This window comes from Microbacterium sp. 2216-1, from assembly GCF_046507855.1.
GTDB classification, from domain to species: domain Bacteria; phylum Actinomycetota; class Actinomycetes; order Actinomycetales; family Microbacteriaceae; genus Microbacterium; species Microbacterium esteraromaticum_C.
The window spans coordinates 978,090-994,249 of the sequence record NZ_JBKFTM010000001.1 but is presented as its reverse complement, the minus strand read 5'-3'; the positions used below and the strand labels follow the sequence as shown (position 1 = coordinate 994,249).

The window sequence follows — 16,160 nt, the reverse complement described above, 5'->3', positions numbered from 1 at the left end:
GTCCCGAACGCCTGTGCCGCGGCGCGTCGTGTCAGTGCGCGATGACGATCACCAGCACGCCGCCGATCACTGCGGCCCCGCAGACCGCGAAGCACGTGTACGCGCCCACGCGCGCCAGCATCCGCTGTCCCTCTGTCAGAGGGCTGCGCTTGGCTGCCTTCGCAGCCGCTTTCTCGGCGCGGCGGATCTCCTTGTCAGAGACGATCGTGATGGCATCCGTGAACTCCACCGGCCCGACAACGGGCGCGCGCCCGCCGCGCACGAGCAGACGCAGCCCCAGCGCGTAGAAGGTGACGACGATACCGGCCCCGGCCAGTGCGGCCAGGAACACACTCAGGAACGCACCCCAATCGATGTCGACGCTCATCGCTGCACCTCCTCATCGGCAGAAGAATCCCACTCGGCGAGTTCGGCCCGAGCACGCCGGCTGGCGCTGAGCACCTCCCACTCCTGAGCCGCCTGCTGCGCTTCGGCGTGTTTGGACGCTGCGCGATCGGCCGCCTTCCGCGCCGCCTTGAGCTCAGAGGGCGAGCCGCCGTTCTTCTTCAGCTTCTTGGCTCGGCGCGCGGCCTTCTCGGCCTCATCGGCCTTGCGCTCGGCACGGTCGAGAGCACGGACCAGCTCCATGCGGCTGGCACGGCGTGTGGGGCCGGGCACCTCGGGAACGTCCACGGCGTGACCGGAGTCGGCGACGTCGCTCATGGCATTCGAGGCGTTGACCTCGTCGCGGCGCGAGTACAGATAGAGACCCACGATGATCACGAGGGCGAGAATCGCGTCGATCAGCACGCCGACGTTGCCCCAGAGCACGACCAGCCAGGCGGCAAGGCCGCCGACGGCGCCGGCCGCAGGGAGCGTGAGCAGCCACCCGATGCCGATGCGACCGACGGTGCGCCAGCGCACGATCGCGCCGCGACGCCCCAGACCAGAACCGATCACCGAACCGGAGGCGACCTGCGTGGTCGAGAGCGCGAAACCGAGCGCGCTCGAGGCGAGGATCGTCGCGGACGTGGAACTCTCGGCCGCGAAGCCCTGCGCGGGCTTGACCTCGGTCAGCCCCTTGCCGAGCGTGCGGATGATGCGCCATCCGCCCAGGTAGGTACCGAGCGCGATCGTGAACGCGCATGCCGCGATCACCCAGAACTCGGGGTTGTGATAGTCGTCGGACGTCGGGTCGCCCGTCTGCCAGCCCACCGTGATCAGAGCGAGGGTGATGACACCCATCGTCTTCTGCGCGTCGTTGGTGCCGTGGGCGAGGGCGACCAGCGACGAGGTGAAGATCTGCCCCCACCGGAATCCATCGCGCCCGTCGGGCTTGCCGTCGTAGCGGCGCGTGATCGAGTACGCGATCTTGGTCGCGAGGAACGCGATGATGCCGGCGGTCAGCGGGGCGATCAGCGCGGGCAGGATGACCTTCGACATCACGACGCCGAAGTTGATTCCGCTCAGGCCGACACCCACGAGCGTCGAGCCGATGAGACCGCCGAACAGGGCGTGCGACGAGCTGGAGGGCAACCCCAGCAGCCAGGTGAGCATGTTCCACGTGATCGCGCCGATCAGGCCGGCGAAGATCAATTGCGGCATGATCGACAAGTCGATCTGGTCCTCGCGCACGATGCCACCCGAGACGGTCTTGGCGACCTCCGTCGACAAGAACGCGCCGACGAGGTTGAGCAGCGCCGCCAGGAGCACCGCTGTCTTCGGCTTGAGCGCTCCGGTGGCGATCGGTGTCGCCATGGCGTTCGCGGTGTCGTGGAATCCGTTCGTGAAGTCGAAGAACAGTGCCAGCGCGATGACCAGCACGACGATGAGGGCTGCGGTTTCCACCGGTCTCTTTCGTTGGGGCTTGAGGGACGTGCCGAGGAGTCGGCGTGACGAACGAAGAGTTCACCGTGGGTTCAGCGTGTGTTAACCCGTGAGAATCCTCCCACCCCGACCGGAGCCGGTCAACTCGCCTCCGGTAGCGTGGAGCGGTGAGCGAATCCAGCATCCAGCCGCCGGTCGCGGCCCGACGCCCCATCACCCGCACTCATCACGGCGACGTCTTCGTCGACGACTACGAATGGCTCCGCGCAAAGGACGACGCCGAGGTGCGCAACCACCTCGACGCCGAGAACGCGCACACCGACGCCCGTACCGCGCACCTCGCGCCACTGCGTGAGCGCCTGTTCGACGAGGTTCGCGCCCGCGTACTCGAGACCGATCTGTCGGTGCCGACACGGCGTGGCGACTGGTGGTTCTACGGCCGCACCGAAGAGGGCGCGCAATACGGCATCCAGTGCCGTACCGCGGCGACCGGCGACGACTGGACTCCCCCGGTACTCGAACCCGGCGTACCGGTCCCCGGCGAAGAGGTGCTGCTCGACGGCAACGCCGAGGCCGAAGGGCACGACTTCTTCTCGTTGGGCGCCTTCGACGCCTCTGACGATGGCCGCAGGCTGCTGTGGTCAGTCGACGTCGAGGGCTCCGAGCTCTACACCGTGCATGTGCGTGACCTCGCCACCGGTGAGGCGCTCATCACGCCGATCGAGAACACCGCGCAGGCGTTCTTCACGCCCGACGGCACCGGCGTCCTGTACACCACTCGCGACGAGGCGTGGCGTCCGGACGCGCTGTGGCTGCGCCGGATCGGCACGGACGCTGATGCGGATGTGCGGCTGTTCCACGAGCCCGACGAGAGGTTCTGGCTGGGCGCCGGGATCACGCGCAGCAAGAAGTACCTGCTGATCGACGTCGGCTCGAAGATCTCCTCGGAGGAACTGCTGGTCGACCTCGCCGACCTCACCGCCGAGCCGCGCGTGATCTGGCCACGACGCGACGGCGTCGAGTACGCCGCCGACCACGCTGTCGTCGACGGCGAGGACCGGCTGCTGATCCTGCACAATGACGGCGCCCTCGATTTCGAGCTTGTCTCGGTGGCCGTCGATGCTCCCGACGGTGCACGTCAGGTGCTGCTTCCGCACACCCCGGGGCGACGCCTGCTGGATGTCGACTGCTTCCGCGATTTCGCGACCGTCGAGTACCGCAGCGAGGGTCTGCCCCGCACCGCGCTGATGGACCTGCGCACCGGCGAACTGCAGCAGATCACCTTCGAAGAGCCGCTGTACGCGGCCTATTTCGGCGGCAATCCCGAATGGCACCAGCCGTTCCTGCGAATGGGCTACACCTCGTTCGTGACGCCGTCGACGGTGCTCGAACTCGACGTCGCGACCGGTGAGCAGCACATCCGCAAGCAGCAGCCTGTGCTCGGCGGGTACGACGCCGAGCAGTACGGCCAGCGTCGGGTGTGGGCCACCGCGCCCGATGGTGTGCAGGTGCCGATCTCGCTGGTGTGGAAACGCTCGTTCGGCGAACCCGGCGACGGCATCCGCCCCGTGCACCTGTACGGCTACGGATCGTACGAGCACTCCATCGACCCCGGATTCTCATCCATGCGCCTGTCGATGCTGGACCGCGGTGTGGTCTTCGCCGTGGCGCACGTGCGCGGCGGCGGCGAGATGGGACGGCACTGGTACGAGGACGGCAAGGAGCTGCACAAGCGCAACACCTTCACCGACTTCGTCGCGTGCGCCCGGCACCTGATCGACACGGACGTGACGACGCCCGAGCGCATGGTCGCCGAGGGCGGCAGCGCCGGCGGCCTGCTGATGGGCGCCGTCGCCAACCTGGCGCCCGAGCTGTTCGCCGGCATCGTGGCGGGCGTGCCGTTCGTCGACGCGCTGACGTCGATCCTCGACCCGTCGCTGCCGCTCACCGTGGTGGAGTGGGACGAGTGGGGCGACCCGCTGCACAACGCCGATGTGTACGCGTACATGAAGTCGTACACGCCCTACGAGAACGTCCGCGACGGTATCGACTACCCGCGCATCCTTGCGGTGACCTCGTTGAACGACACCCGCGTGCTCTACGTCGAGCCCGCTAAGTGGGTGGCTCGGCTGCGCGAGGCGGGCGCCTCGGACGTGCTGATGCGCTGTGAGATGTCCGCCGGCCACGGCGGCGTCAGCGGCCGCTACAACGCGTGGAAGGATCGTGCGTTCGAACTGGCGTGGATGCTGGACGTACTCGGCCTGGCCGATACCGACCAGGCCGGCACCGACCAGGAGGACTGAGACCCGACGACGGGGCGGCGGATGCTGGAACGCCAGGCGCTCAGCCGAACAGCGCCGCCGCCTCTTCGTAGCGGGCCACCGGAACGGTGTTGAGCTCACCGAGAGCCTCTGCGAACGGCACCCGGACGATGTCGGTGCCGCGCAGCGCAACCATCTGCCCCCAGTCGCCGTCGACCAGGGCGTCTGCGGTGTGCAGGCCCAGTCGCGTGGCGAGCACCCGGTCGAAGCCGGACGGCGAACCTCCGCGCTGGATGTGCCCGAGCACGGTCGACCGCGTCTCGATGCCCGTGCGTCGCTCGATCTCGGGAGCCAGAATCTCGCTGATGCCGCCGAGACGCGGCCGGTTGAACGCGTCAAGACCCTTGTCGCTGTAGGCCTCTTCCATGCCCGTCAGGGTGAACCCCTCCGAGACGACGACGAGCGGAGCGCGGCCGCGATCGGAGGCGCTGGTGACCAGGGCGCAGATCTCGTCCATCGACATCGGCACCTCGGGGATGCAGATGACATGCGCACCCGCCGCCATGCCGGCGTGCAGCGCGATCCAGCCCACGTGGCGGCCCATCACCTCGGCCACCATGCAGCGCTGGTGCGAGTCACCCGTGGTGCGCAGCCGATCCATCGCATCGGTGGCGATGTTCACGGCCGTGTCGAAGCCGAACGAGTAATCGGTGGCGCGTAGATCGTTGTCGATGGTCTTCGGGACGCCGAGTACGTTGATGCCGTCCTTGGCGAGGCGGTCGGCCGCGGCGAGCGTGCCCTCACCGCCGATCGCGACGATGCCGTCGATCCCGTGATCGGCAAGGGTGCGGGCGATGTTCTCCGCACCGCCACGCGGTCCTTCGTAGGGGTTGGTGCGGCTGGTGCCGAGGATCGTGCCGCCGACCTTGGACAGGCCTTTGACCTCATGACGGGTGAGCGGGAACATGTCGCCGTCGACGACGCCGCGCCAGCCGTCGCGGATACCCACGAACTCGAGGTCGTACGCGGTCGTGCCTTTGAGGACGATTCCACGGATGACGGCGTTCAGGCCGGGGCAGTCGCCGCCACTGGTGAGAATACCGATCTTCATGCTGCCGCCTTCGCGCTTCAGGAATGGAAAAGAGATGAGGCGACGCTGCCCGCTCTCGACACTAGTGGGCAGAACGGGTGGATGCCATTCCAGAGGCGATGAAAACCGATGATCTTGCACGACAACATGCATCGATCCCCACTTCTTGAGCGAATCCTCCGCATGAGACGCAAAGAGGGCGTCAAGAACAATTGTTCTTAACGCCCTCTCGGAGTGCTGTGACGATCAGGCGGCGCCGAGCGCCTCGCGCAGCAGATGCATCAGCGCGGCCATCTGCACCGACTCGCTCGGCTCGGCGGATGCCGCCTCGCCGTCGAGAGCCCTGGCAGCCAGCCCCTGCTTCTGGTCGATCAGCTCAGCGATCTTCGTGTCGAGAGTGTGGGCGGCGATGATGCGCCATGCCGTCACCGGTTCGTCCTGACCGATGCGGTGCACGCGGTCGATCGCCTGGGTCTGCTCGGCAGCCGTCCAGCTCAGTTCAGCCAGCACGACGTTCGATGCCACCTGGAGGTTCACACCGACACCCGCCGCAGTCAGCGAACACACGGCGATGCCGACCTCCGGGTCGGTGTTGAACGCATCGATCGCCTGCTGCCGCGCCGGAGTGCTCTGGTCACCGCGGATCGAAACGGCCTTGATGCCCGACGCGGCGAAGTGCGCCTCTGCCTGGTCCATGACGTCGACGTGCTTGGCGAAGAAGACGACCTTCTGCACCGAGCGCTGCAGCTGTGCGGCGTAGTCGGCCGCCAGCTGCGCCTTGGCCTGGCCGATCCGCCGCACCATCGTGAAGACGTTGTCGCCGCCGGTGCCGGCGGCCTTCGACTCTTCGAGCTCATTGTGGGCGACCAGGCGCACGATGTCGTCATCGATCTCGCCGTGCGCGACGGCGCCGGGCCGGTCTCCGCGCGCCTCAATGATGCGCCGGTACTTCGCGGCCATCCGCTCGCCCAGCTCACGTTCGGCCTGGCGGATGCTGCGGCCGAACTCGTCGTCCAGCTGCACGGGCAGATCGGCGACGAGCTTGTCGGGCAGGTCCGCTGCGACGTCCTTCTTCTTGCGGCGGACGATACCCATCGAGATCACGGCCTCGCGTGCCTCGGCGTAGAAGGTCTTGTCGGCGGGCGTCAGGCCCGTGGCGTCCAGCTTCTCCATCAGCTCGGGTCCCGGCTTCTCACCGTTCGTCCAGCCGAGGAAGCGCCAGATCGCGTCGAAGTCCTCGACGTCGTTGATCAGCGGGGTACCGGTCAGTGCCAGCGTCAGCGGGTTGCGCTCGCGCTCACGGATGCGCGAGGCCAGGGCCAGCACGTTCTGGGAACGCTGTGACGAGAGGTTCTTGATGAAGTGCGCCTCGTCGACCACCATGCCCTTCAGCCCGATGGAGCCCAGCCAGGAGAGGTGGCGGTCGAGGATCTCGTAGTTGACGATGAACACATCGGCGAAGGCATCGATGTCGGCACCGTCACCCGCGATCACGGTCGCACGCCGCTGCGGCGTCCACCGCTCGACTTCACGGGCCCAGTTCATCTTCACCACGTTCGGCACGACGACCAGCAACGGATACGCGCCCGCCACCGACGCGGCGAGCACCGATTGCGCGGTCTTGCCCAGTCCGGGTTCGTCGGCAAGCAAGAAGCTGCGGTGTCCCGCGCGCACGGCCTCGACGAAGCGAGATTGGTGCACCATCACCTCGCGCCCCTTCGGCGAGATGTGATCGTACTCGGGCGTGGGCGGCAGATCCATGGTCGCCGCTCCCCCGCCGGCCCCGGACTCGAACGCCTTGTACAGCGGGCCCATGAGCTCCCAGCCGTCCAGCCGCCGACGCGGCACCGCGGCGGGGCGCGGCGTCAGGTCGGGCGCGAGGAACGGGTTGGCGAGTTGGCGCGACTCGACCGAGGGCGGCGTCACCTGCTTCTCGGCGATCGCCGCGGGCACGATGGGCGCGCGCGTCGGCGCCACGTCGGTGATGACGAGCTCCTCGGGCGCCAGCTCGGCGCCCGACTCCAGCAACCAATCGCGACGCATGCGCTTTGCCACCGGGGACGTCGCCTGGTCGGCCTCCAGCAGCTGGATCAGCGAGGTGTCACGAGCCGCGGTCTTCGCCAGGATCGTGGCCACGCCGTCGAGGCGCTTGAGCAGTTCGACACGGGCCGCGTCGGTCAGTTCCGCATCAGCCTTGACCCGGGCGCGCTCCTCGCGCACCAGAAAGGCTATGACCTGGAACTTGACGCGGTTAGTGGGGCCGAGCTTCGAACGCTGGGCCTTCGCCTCGATCTCGCGCACCTTGCGCGCCAGGATCGGGATCAGTGGTGCCTCGTCGTCGCGACGAGAGGTCTTCTTGCGCCGCGGTGCGGCGGTTGCCGTGGTCGGCATGCTCCTCCTGAGCGTGTGTGCCGAAGCGCCGAAGGGGCCTTCGGTTCCGTTGCGGTCATCCGCGTGTGGCGCCAGCCAGGACCGTGCGGATGCAGGTGCTCGATCTGCGCGTTGCGCGTCCGTCGATCAGCACCGGTACCAAGTTTACGACATGTGCGCCGGATATCGACAGAACTGACACCGCGCCGCCCATGGAACCACGGCTCAGAACGTGATCAGAGGCCGAGGCGCGCTCGTGCGTCCGCGACGTCCGCTGCGATCTGATCGATCAGCGCGGCCATGCCCTCGAAGGCGACCATGCCGCGCAGATGAGCGGTGAACTCCACCGTGACGCGATGACCGTACAAATCGAGACCGTCCTGGTCGAGCACGTGCGCCTCGACCTGCCGGCGCGACACGTCGTCGAAGGTCGGATTGGTGCCCACCGAGATCGCGGCGGGATACCGCACCCCGGTCGTATGGTCTGTCATCCAGCCGGCGTAGATCCCGTCTGCGGGGATCAGCGCATCCACCGTCTCGGACAGGTTCGCCGTCGGGAAGCCGAGCTCGCGCCCGCGCTTGAGACCGTGCACGACCTCACCCGAGACGGCGATCGGGCGTCCGAGCACGTTCGCAGCCTGCGCCACGTCGCCGGCCGCGAGCAGTTCGCGGATCCACGTCGACGAGACCCGTCGCCCCTCCCCCTGCGGGAACACATCGCCGATGACATCCACCGAGAAGTCGTGCTCCGGCCCCATGTGCTTCAGCAGCTCGGGTGTTCCCGCACCGCCGTTGCCGAATCGGAAGTCCTCGCCGACGAGCACCGTGGCGACGCGCAGCGCATCGACGAGGATCGTGCGGACGAACTCGTCGGCAGGGACCGACGCCAGTGCGCTGTCGAAGGTCAGCACGAGCGTTGCGTCCAGCCCGCTCTCTCCGAGCAGTTCGAGCTTGCGATCCAGCGACACCACATTGTCGGGGCAGAGCTGGGGGCGCAGGACCTCGAGGGGGTTGCGGTCGAAGGTCACCGCGACGGCACGTGCGCCGATGGCGCGGGCATCCTCTTGCACCTTGCGGATGATCGCCTGGTGTCCGACGTGCACGCCATCGAACTTGCCGATGGCGACGACGGTGCGACCGAAATCGGCCGGAACCTCGGCGGGGTCACGGAAGACGATCACGAATGCTCCTCACCGACCGCGACGGGGCGCTGACGGCTGCGTCGCAACCACCAGATACCGAAGACCGGCAGCACGAGCGGGACAAACACGTATCCCATGCCGAAGTACGACCACACGCTGTCGTGTCCGAACAGCGACGGCACGAGCAGACTCAACGCTCCCACCACAAGCACGCCGGTGAGTTCGAAGACGATAGCCACCCACGCCACCTGGTACCACCCGGGTCGATCCGCGAGCACGAGAGCGAGGGTGGCAAGGATGTAGACCGCCGCGGCAACGGCGGAAAGGGTATAGGCGAGCGGGGCCTCGTCGAAGCGGCGGACGATCTGGACGAAGCTGCGCCCGGTGGCCGCCAGCGCCATCACGGCGTACACGATGACGAGCACTCGGCCGACGCCCGTCATGCGGTTGCGTGTGGCGGTGTGGGACATTGCGTGCTCCATTCTAGGCGGCCGGCAGCGTCCAGATCGTCTGCATGCGCCAGAGCATGATCGCCAGCGAGACGGCGACGACACCGAGCACGACGGTGCTCCAGCGCCCGCGCTCCAGCAGCGCCCAGGCGATCCCGCCGATCGGCAGCAGCACCGCGGCGATCAGGTAGACCCAGAACTCCAGCAGATCGCCGGTGGGCGGGTTCCCCGCGAACGGGGCGATGATCGCGATCACCACTTGCGCGATCAGCAGCACCTCGACCAGCAGCAGGCTGCCGACCGTGTAGTCACTCGGACGACGACCGGCGAACCCGGCGATCAGGCAGAACAGCCCCGCCGCGAGCGCCACGACGATCTGGACCACGGTGAACCACAGGATCATCCCTGCACCTCCGGCATGTTCATTGCACTCTTGATATCGGCACCGCGCGTCTCGACGACGCCGATCAACGCACCGTGCGGGTCGATTGCGGCGACTTCGGATGCCGTCAGCCGGGACGACTGCCCGTGCAGGCGCTTCCCGTGTCTGAGGTCCCGCGCCTCCTGTTCAGTGACGTGCAGCACGGGCATCACGCGGGCCGCCGCTGCGGCTGCGGTCAGGGTTGAGGCTCCTTCCAACGCGTCGATGCCCACGGCATCCGCCACGTCGAACTCGCCGACGCGCGTGCGCCGAAGTGCCGTGAGGTGCCCGCCGACGCCGAGAGCCGCACCGAGGTCCCGCGCGAGCGCGCGGATGTACGTGCCCGACGAGCAATCGACGATGACGTCGAGATCGATGAAGCCGTCGGTGTCACGGCGCGCAAGCACGTCGAAGCGCGACACAGTCACCTGACGCGCTGCCAGCTCGACCTCCTCGCCCGCGCGTACACGGTCATAGGCGCGCTTGCCGTCGACCTTGATCGCCGAGACGGCGCTCGGCACCTGTGCGATCGGGCCCGTCAGATCCGCGATGCCCGCCGCGATGCGTTCCGCGGTGATAGCCGCGACGGCGTCGTGAGCTGCACGTTCGAGCATCTCGCCCTCGGCGTCGTCGGTGGTGGTCGCCGCGCCCAGACGGATGGTCGCCGAGTATGTCTTGTCAGCCCCGACGATGTAGGTCAGCAGACGCGTCGCGCCCTCGATGCCGATCACGAGCAGCCCGGTCGCCATCGGATCCAGCGTTCCGGCGTGCCCCACCTTCCTCGTGCCGAATGCGCGTCGCGTGCGGGCGACGACGTCGTGGCTGGTGAGGCCACCGGGCTTGTCGACGAGCAGGATGCCGGGGGTGAGCATCCCTCCAGTTTAGGCCGCGTCGCTGACCCTCCCCGCCGCAGCAACGCCCCGTGACCGCAATAGGCTGAGAGGATGCCCGCACCGACCTCGCCGCCTGCCTGGAGCGATGCTCTCTCCGACTGGTACGGGCGTACCGCACGGGACCTGCCCTGGCGCCGCGCGGACTTCTCCGAACAGTACGGCGCGTGGGGAACGCTGGTGAGCGAGTTCATGCTGCAGCAGACGCCTGTCGCGCGCGTGATCCCGCATCTGGAGGCCTGGTTGGAGCGCTGGCCCACGCCGGCGGCGATGGCGACGGCCACCCCGGCGCAGGTCGTGCACCAGTGGGCGAACCTCGGCTACCCGCGCAGGGCGCTGTGGCTGCACCGCGCAGCCGTGCAGGTCGTGGAGCATCACGACGGGGTCGTGCCCCGAGAGGTGTCGAAGCTGCTGGAGCTGTCCGGGATCGGTGACTACACCGCGCGCGCCGTGGCCGTCTTTCACTACGGCGACCGCCACCCCGTCGTCGACACCAACACCCGCCGGGTGATCGCTCGTCTCGTCGAGGGGCTGTCTGCTCCGGAACCTCCGTCCGCGCGCGACCTGACGCGGATGAGCACGCTGCTGCCCGAAGCGCGCGCCGCATCCGCGGTGTTCAACGCCGCCATGATGGAGCTCGGCGCAGTCGTCTGCACGGCACGCTCCCCGAAGTGCGAGGTCTGCCCACTGGCATCCGACTGCGCCTGGCTCAGAGCGGGTCAGCCGCAAACGGGCGATCGTCGGCGCCGGCAGGCGCGCTACGAAGGCTCGGATCGCCAGGCGCGCGGCGCACTGCTGCGCATGTTGCGCGAGGCGCCCGAGCACCGCGTACCCGCGGGTGTCGCCGCCGAGTATTGGCCCGATGGCGGTCAGCGTGACCGGGCGATCGACTCGCTCGTCGCAGATGGACTCATCGAGGCATCCGACGGCGAGTTGCGCCTCCCGGCGTGAGACGCGTCAGGACTCGTCGTCCTCGTCCCGGCGATACGGGTCGGTCTCGCCTGCGTGGGTTGCGGACGACGCGAGCTTGGCCACCTCGGCGTCGCGCTCGCGGGCTTCGCGCAGCAGGTCGGCGATGTGCCCGGCGTTCTCGGGCAACGCGTCCGGGATGAACTCCAACGTCGGCACGAGGCGGATGTTCAGCTGGCGGCCGACCTCCTTGCGCAGCAGGCCCGTGGCCGAGGTCAGCGCCGCGCCGCTGGACGCACGCTCCTCGTCGGTGCCGAGCACGGTGTAGAACACCGATGCGTGCTGCAGGTCACCGGAGACGCGCACGTCGGTGATCGTGACGAACCCGAGGCGCGGGTCACGCAGCCCCTTTTCAAGACGCTCGGCGAGGATGACGCGGATGCGATCCGCAAGTCGTGCCTGTCGTTCTCCGGCCATGTCCGGTTCTCTTTTCCGTGTGAGGGGTGAGGGGCACCCGCAGGCGCCCCTCACCGTTCAGATCAGCCTCGCGGCTTCTCGACCATCTCGGTGGTCTCGATCTCGTCGCCCACCTGGATGTCGTTGTACTTGCCCAGGCCGATACCGGCTTCGAAGTCGGTACGGACCTCGGTGACGTCATCCTTGAAGCGACGCAGCGACTCGATGGCCAGGCCATCGGCGATGACGACACCGTCGCGGATGACGCGCGCCTTGGCGTTGCGCGTGATCGTGCCGGAACGGACGATGACACCGGCGATGTTGCCGAACTTCGAGGAACGGAACACCTCGCGGATCTCGGCGACGCCCGACTGGACCTCTTCGAACTCGGGCTTGAGCATGCCCTTGAGCGAGTTCTCGATCTCGTCGATCGCCGAGTAGATGACCGAGTAGAACCGCACGTCGACGCCCTCGCGGGACGCAGCCTCGCGGGCCTTGGTGTCGGGACGGACGTTGAAGCCCACGATGATCGCGTTGTCGATCGTCGCCAGGTTCACATCCGACTCGGTGATCGCACCCACACCGCGGTGGATGATGCGCAGCTGCACCGAGTCGTCGACCTCGATCTTGAGCAGCGACTCCTCCAGCGCCTCAACGGCACCCGAGACGTCACCCTTGATGATGAGGTTGAGCGTCTCGACCTTGCCCTCTTCGAGCGCACGGGTGAAGTCCTCGAGCGAGATGCGCTTGCGTGCCTTGGCCAGCTGAGCGTTGCGCTCCACGGCCTCACGCTTCTCGGCGATCTGACGGGCCATGCGGTCCTCTTCAGTGACGATGAAGACGTCACCGGCGCGGGGCACCGAGTTCAGACCCTGCACCTGCACGGGACGCGACGGAGCAGCAGCCGAAACAGACTCGCCGTTCTCGTCGAGCATCGCACGCACACGGCCGTAGGCGGTGCCGGCGACGATCGCGTCACCGACGCGCAGCGTTCCGGACTGGATGAGCACCGTAGCGACCGAACCGCGGCCCTTGTCGAGCTTGGCCTCGATCGCGACACCACGGGCAGCCTTGTTCGGGTTGGCCGTGAGGTCGAGACCAGCGTCCGCGGTGAGCAGCACCGCGTCGATGAGCTCCTGGATTCCGGTACCGCCGCGAGCCGAGACGTCGACGAACATGACGTCGCCGCCGTACTCCTCGGCGACGAGACCGTACTCGGTGAGCTGCTGACGCACCTTGGCCGGGTTGGCCTCCGGCTTGTCGACCTTGTTGACCGCGACCACGATCGGCACGTCGGCCGCCTGTGCGTGGTTCAGCGCCTCGACCGTCTGCGGCATGATGCCGTCGTCGGCCGCGACGACGAGGATCGCGATGTCGGTGACCTGCGCACCACGGGCACGCATGGCGGTGAACGCCTCGTGACCGGGGGTGTCGATGAAGGTCACCGCGCGCTCGACGCCGTCGTGCTCGGTCCAGATCTGGTACGCACCGATGTGCTGGGTGATACCGCCGGCCTCGCCCTCGATGACGTTCGTCTGACGGATCGCGTCGAGCAGTCGGGTCTTACCGTGGTCGACGTGACCCATGACGGTGACCACCGGCGGGCGGATCTCGAGGTCTTCGTCGTCTTCTTCAGCGAGCTCCTGCTCGAGGTTGAGACCGAAGCCCTCGAGGAGCTCCTTGTCCTCGTCCTCGGGCGAGACCATCTGAATCTTGTAGCCGAGCTCGGCACCGAGGACCTCGAAGGTGGCCTCGTCCAGCGACTCGGTGGCCGTAGCCATCTCGCCGAGGTTGAAGAGGATGGTGACGAGCGTTCCGGGCTGAACCGTGTAACCGTTCAGTGCTTCGAGCTTGTCGGCGAAGTCTGCGATCGAGGCGCCACGACGCAGACGGATCGTCTCGCCGTTGCCCTTCTGAACATTGACGCCGCCGACGATCGGCGCCGACCGCATCTCGAACTCTTGACGCTTCGCCCGCCGCGACTTGCGCTGCTTGCTCTTGCCGCCGCCCTTACCGAACGCACCCGCGGTACCACCGCCGGGTCCGCGACCACGGCCACCGCCGCCACCGGGACGACCTGCGAAGCCGCCACCGGGACGTGCACCGGGACCGGCACCGGGGGCACCGGCACCGCCGGGACGACCGGGACCGCCCGTGCGCTGCTGGAACGGTGCGCCGGGACGACCGCCCTGGCCACCGCGACCGCCACCACCGGGACGACCCGGACGGGGTGCGCCGACGCGCGGCGAACCGGGACGCGGCGCCTGCGGCCGGGGGATGTTGCCAGGCGTGGGACGCTGGCCCATACCCTGCTGCGAAGCGAAGGGGTTGTTGCCCGGGCGGGGGCCGGCGGGGCGCTGTCCCATGCCCTGCTGGTTCGAGAACGGGCTGTTGCCGGGGCGCGGCGCGCCGGGCTTGGGGGCGTTGCCTCCGGGCTTGGGGGCATTGCCTCCGGGCTTGGGGGCATTACTACCGGGCTTGGGAGCGGTACCGCCCGGCTTGGGGGCGTTACCGCCGGGCTTCGGAGCCTCTGCACCCGGCTTCGGCGTGCTCGCCGCGGGCGCAGCGGTCTCGGGCTTCGCCGCAGGGGCGGGTGCCTCGGGAGTCTTGGCGGGTCCCGGCTTGGGACCGGGCGTCGGTGCCTTCGGCGCTGCGGGGCCGGGCTTGGGTGCGGCCTTCGCGGCCGGCTTGGCCTCGGCCTTGTCGCCGCCCTTTGCGGTGGGGTCGGCCTCGATCGCAGCGCGCAGCTTGCGCGCCACCGGGGGCTCGACCGTCGAGGACGGACTCTTCACGAACTCGCCGAGCTCCTTGAGCTTGGCGAGCGCGAACTTGCTGTCGACACCGAGTTCGGCAGCGATCTCATGCACACGTGGTTTGGCAGCCACAATTCTCCTGTCTGGGTCGGTCCACCCAGGCAGGGCAGACCACTAGTCGCGGACGGGTCTCATTTCGAGCCGTTCACTTTGTTTCCATAGCCGTTCAGCCTTTGTTTCTCGGACTGTGTCGTTCGACGTTCCTCACGTCCGACGCCTGCGGGAATCCGAAGGTGGCCGGTACGCGAAGTGCACGTGCGAAGGCCCGCCGCCGCAGAGCGGCTTGCAGGCATTCGACTGTCGGATGCAACCACGCCCCTCGCCCCGGCAGAACCGCTCGCTCGTCGAAGACGAGTTCACCGTTCTGCGCTGCCACCCTGATGAGGGCGGATCGAGAGGCACGAGCGCGACAACCGACACACGTTCGTACGGGTTCCATCTTACACCTCGCCCCTGAACAGCCGAATCAGCGCGCCGGGTGTCGCGTGCTCAGGAATCACCCATCACGCTGTCGGGCTGAATGTCGATCTTCGCCCCGGTCAGCTTGGCAGCGAGGCGGGCGTTCTGCCCCTCCTTGCCGATCGCCAGCGACAGCTGGTAATCGGGAACCAGTGCACGCACGGCCTTGGTGCTGGCATCCAGCACGAACGCCGAGGTGACCTTGGCGGGCGAGAGCGCGTGGGCCACGAACGTGGCAAGGTCGGGGTGGTGGTCGACGATGTCGATCTTCTCACCGGCCAGCTCCTCGGTCACCGCGCGCACGCGTCGACCCATCTCACCGATGCACGAGCCCTTGGCGTTGACCGACGGGTCGTTCGCCTTGACCGCGATCTTGGTGCGATGGCCGGCCTCACGGGCCAGCGAGACGATCTCGACGAGGCCGCCGGCGATCTCGGGAACCTCGAGTGCGAACAGCTTGCGCACGAGCCCCGGGTGCGTGCGCGAGACGGTGATCTGCGGGCCCTTCATGCCCTTCGCCACACTCGTGACGTACACACGCATGCGCTTGCCGTGCGTGTACTCCTCGCCGGGCACCTGCTCCTCGGGCGGCAGGATGGCCTCGACAGCGCCGAGGTCGACGTGGATCATGCGCGGGTTCGGGCCCTGCTGGATGACACCGGCGACGATGTCGCCCTCCTTGCCGCGGAACTCGCCCAGCACCGCGTCGTCGGCGATGTCACGCAGGCGCTGGCCGATAACCTGCTTGGCGGCGTACGCGGCGATGCGGCCGAAGTCTTCGGGGGTGGTCTCTTCCTCACCGATGATCGCGCCCTCTTCGTCGCGCACCGGCTGCAGCACCGACACACCACCGCTGACGCGGTCGAGCTCGACGCGGACCCCCTCGGGTACGGCGCCGTCCTCAGAGACGTGCTTGCCGTAGGCGGTCAGGATCGCCTGTTCGATGATCGAAACGAGTTCATCGAAGGGGATCGCCTTCTCCTTCTCGATTCCGCGCAGCAGTGCGAGTTCGATCTTCATCAGCGGCCTCCCTATTCAGCTCTCCCCGCGTGAGAACGCTCCGCGGGCATCAGAACAGAATAGCGGAAACCCAG

General features: G+C 68.0%; 14 protein-coding genes. 2 read left to right on the top strand and 12 right to left on the bottom strand.

Going from position 1 to position 16,160, the window contains the following annotated elements; translation table 11 throughout:
- Positions 1-31: 31 nt before the first annotated feature.
- Positions 32-367, bottom strand: coding sequence for a peptidase (locus tag ACLD0U_RS04505; RefSeq protein WP_179411125.1), 336 nt, complete (start codon positions 365-367; stop codon positions 32-34).
- Complete coding sequence (locus ACLD0U_RS04500) at positions 364-1,827, bottom strand: inorganic phosphate transporter (RefSeq protein ID WP_206550053.1); 1,464 nt, start codon at positions 1,825-1,827, stop codon at positions 364-366. The genes ACLD0U_RS04505 and ACLD0U_RS04500 overlap by 4 nt, the downstream gene beginning before the upstream one ends.
- Positions 1,828-1,973: 146 nt before the next feature.
- Between ACLD0U_RS04500 and ACLD0U_RS04495 the strand changes: the two genes are divergently transcribed.
- Positions 1,974-4,109: a S9 family peptidase gene (locus ACLD0U_RS04495; protein WP_410339952.1), complete on the top strand. Its 2,136-nt coding sequence runs from the start codon at positions 1,974-1,976 to the stop codon at positions 4,107-4,109.
- Positions 4,110-4,149: 40 nt separating this feature from the next.
- Here ACLD0U_RS04495 and ACLD0U_RS04490 read toward each other — a convergent pair whose 3' ends face one another.
- The 6 genes from ACLD0U_RS04490 to truB form a co-directional block, all read right to left on the bottom strand.
- Positions 4,150-5,178: a 6-phosphofructokinase gene (locus tag ACLD0U_RS04490; RefSeq protein ID WP_179411127.1), complete on the bottom strand. Its 1,029-nt coding sequence runs from the start codon at positions 5,176-5,178 to the stop codon at positions 4,150-4,152.
- 225 nt (positions 5,179-5,403) lie between these two features.
- A complete protein-coding gene (locus ACLD0U_RS04485; protein WP_410339951.1) occupies positions 5,404-7,548 on the bottom strand; it encodes a DEAD/DEAH box helicase in 2,145 nt (714 codons plus the stop codon).
- A 215-nt stretch (positions 7,549-7,763) separates the two neighbouring features.
- Complete coding sequence (locus ACLD0U_RS04480; protein ID WP_410339950.1) at positions 7,764-8,708, bottom strand: bifunctional riboflavin kinase/FAD synthetase; 945 nt, start codon at positions 8,706-8,708, stop codon at positions 7,764-7,766.
- Positions 8,705-9,112 carry a hypothetical protein gene (locus ACLD0U_RS04475; protein ID WP_206551228.1) on the bottom strand — a complete coding sequence of 136 codons (408 nt, stop codon included), beginning with the start codon at positions 9,110-9,112 and terminating at the stop codon, positions 8,705-8,707. Before ACLD0U_RS04475 ends, ACLD0U_RS04480 begins: the two co-directional genes overlap by 4 nt.
- Positions 9,113-9,152: 40 nt before the next feature.
- Positions 9,153-9,521: a hypothetical protein gene (locus ACLD0U_RS04470; protein ID WP_274368792.1), complete on the bottom strand. Its 369-nt coding sequence runs from the start codon at positions 9,519-9,521 to the stop codon at positions 9,153-9,155.
- Positions 9,518-10,411, bottom strand: coding sequence for a tRNA pseudouridine(55) synthase TruB (gene truB / locus ACLD0U_RS04465; protein WP_206820670.1), 894 nt, complete (start codon positions 10,409-10,411; stop codon positions 9,518-9,520). The genes ACLD0U_RS04470 and truB overlap by 4 nt, the downstream gene beginning before the upstream one ends.
- A 72-nt stretch (positions 10,412-10,483) precedes the next feature.
- On the opposite strand from truB, the gene ACLD0U_RS04460 reads away from it, so the two are divergent.
- Positions 10,484-11,380 (top strand): A/G-specific adenine glycosylase, encoded by an 897-nt coding sequence (locus ACLD0U_RS04460; protein ID WP_410339949.1) that lies wholly within the window; start codon positions 10,484-10,486, stop codon positions 11,378-11,380.
- A 6-nt stretch (positions 11,381-11,386) separates the two neighbouring features.
- On the opposite strand, the gene rbfA is transcribed toward ACLD0U_RS04460, so the two are convergent.
- From rbfA to nusA, 4 genes are all read right to left on the bottom strand, one after another.
- On the bottom strand, positions 11,387-11,815 hold the full coding sequence (gene rbfA, locus ACLD0U_RS04455; protein WP_179411133.1) for a 30S ribosome-binding factor RbfA: 429 nt from the start codon (positions 11,813-11,815) through the stop codon (positions 11,387-11,389).
- Between the two features lie 62 nt (positions 11,816-11,877).
- Positions 11,878-14,679, bottom strand: coding sequence for a translation initiation factor IF-2 (infB, locus tag ACLD0U_RS04450; protein WP_410339948.1), 2,802 nt, complete (start codon positions 14,677-14,679; stop codon positions 11,878-11,880).
- A gap of 94 nt (positions 14,680-14,773) precedes the next feature.
- A complete protein-coding gene (locus ACLD0U_RS04445) occupies positions 14,774-15,046 on the bottom strand; it encodes a YlxR family protein (RefSeq protein WP_206820672.1) in 273 nt (90 codons plus the stop codon).
- A gap of 50 nt (positions 15,047-15,096) precedes the next feature.
- Positions 15,097-16,086: a transcription termination factor NusA gene (gene nusA, locus ACLD0U_RS04440; protein WP_179411135.1), complete on the bottom strand. Its 990-nt coding sequence runs from the start codon at positions 16,084-16,086 to the stop codon at positions 15,097-15,099.
- Positions 16,087-16,160 lie beyond the last annotated feature (74 nt).

Excerpts from the sequence above, each read along its gene's own strand:
- ACLD0U_RS04505 (WP_179411125.1), bottom strand. The coding sequence starts at position 367 with ATGAGCGTCGACATCGATTGGGGTGCGTTCCTGAGTGTGTTCCTGGCC.
- ACLD0U_RS04490 (WP_179411127.1), bottom strand. The coding sequence starts at position 5,178 with ATGAAGATCGGTATTCTCACCAGTGGCGGCGACTGCCCCGGCCTGAAC.
- ACLD0U_RS04485 (WP_410339951.1), bottom strand. The coding sequence starts at position 7,548 with ATGCCGACCACGGCAACCGCCGCACCGCGGCGCAAGAAGACCTCTCGT.
- ACLD0U_RS04475 (WP_206551228.1), bottom strand. The coding sequence starts at position 9,112 with ATGACGGGCGTCGGCCGAGTGCTCGTCATCGTGTACGCCGTGATGGCG.
- ACLD0U_RS04470 (WP_274368792.1), bottom strand. The coding sequence starts at position 9,521 with ATGATCCTGTGGTTCACCGTGGTCCAGATCGTCGTGGCGCTCGCGGCG.
- truB (WP_206820670.1), bottom strand. The coding sequence starts at position 10,411 with ATGCTCACCCCCGGCATCCTGCTCGTCGACAAGCCCGGTGGCCTCACC.
- ACLD0U_RS04460 (WP_410339949.1), top strand. The coding sequence starts at position 10,484 with ATGCCCGCACCGACCTCGCCGCCTGCCTGGAGCGATGCTCTCTCCGAC.
- rbfA (WP_179411133.1), bottom strand. The coding sequence starts at position 11,815 with ATGGCCGGAGAACGACAGGCACGACTTGCGGATCGCATCCGCGTCATC.
- ACLD0U_RS04445 (WP_206820672.1), bottom strand. The coding sequence starts at position 15,046 with ATGGAACCCGTACGAACGTGTGTCGGTTGTCGCGCTCGTGCCTCTCGA.
- nusA (WP_179411135.1), bottom strand. The coding sequence starts at position 16,086 with ATGAAGATCGAACTCGCACTGCTGCGCGGAATCGAGAAGGAGAAGGCG.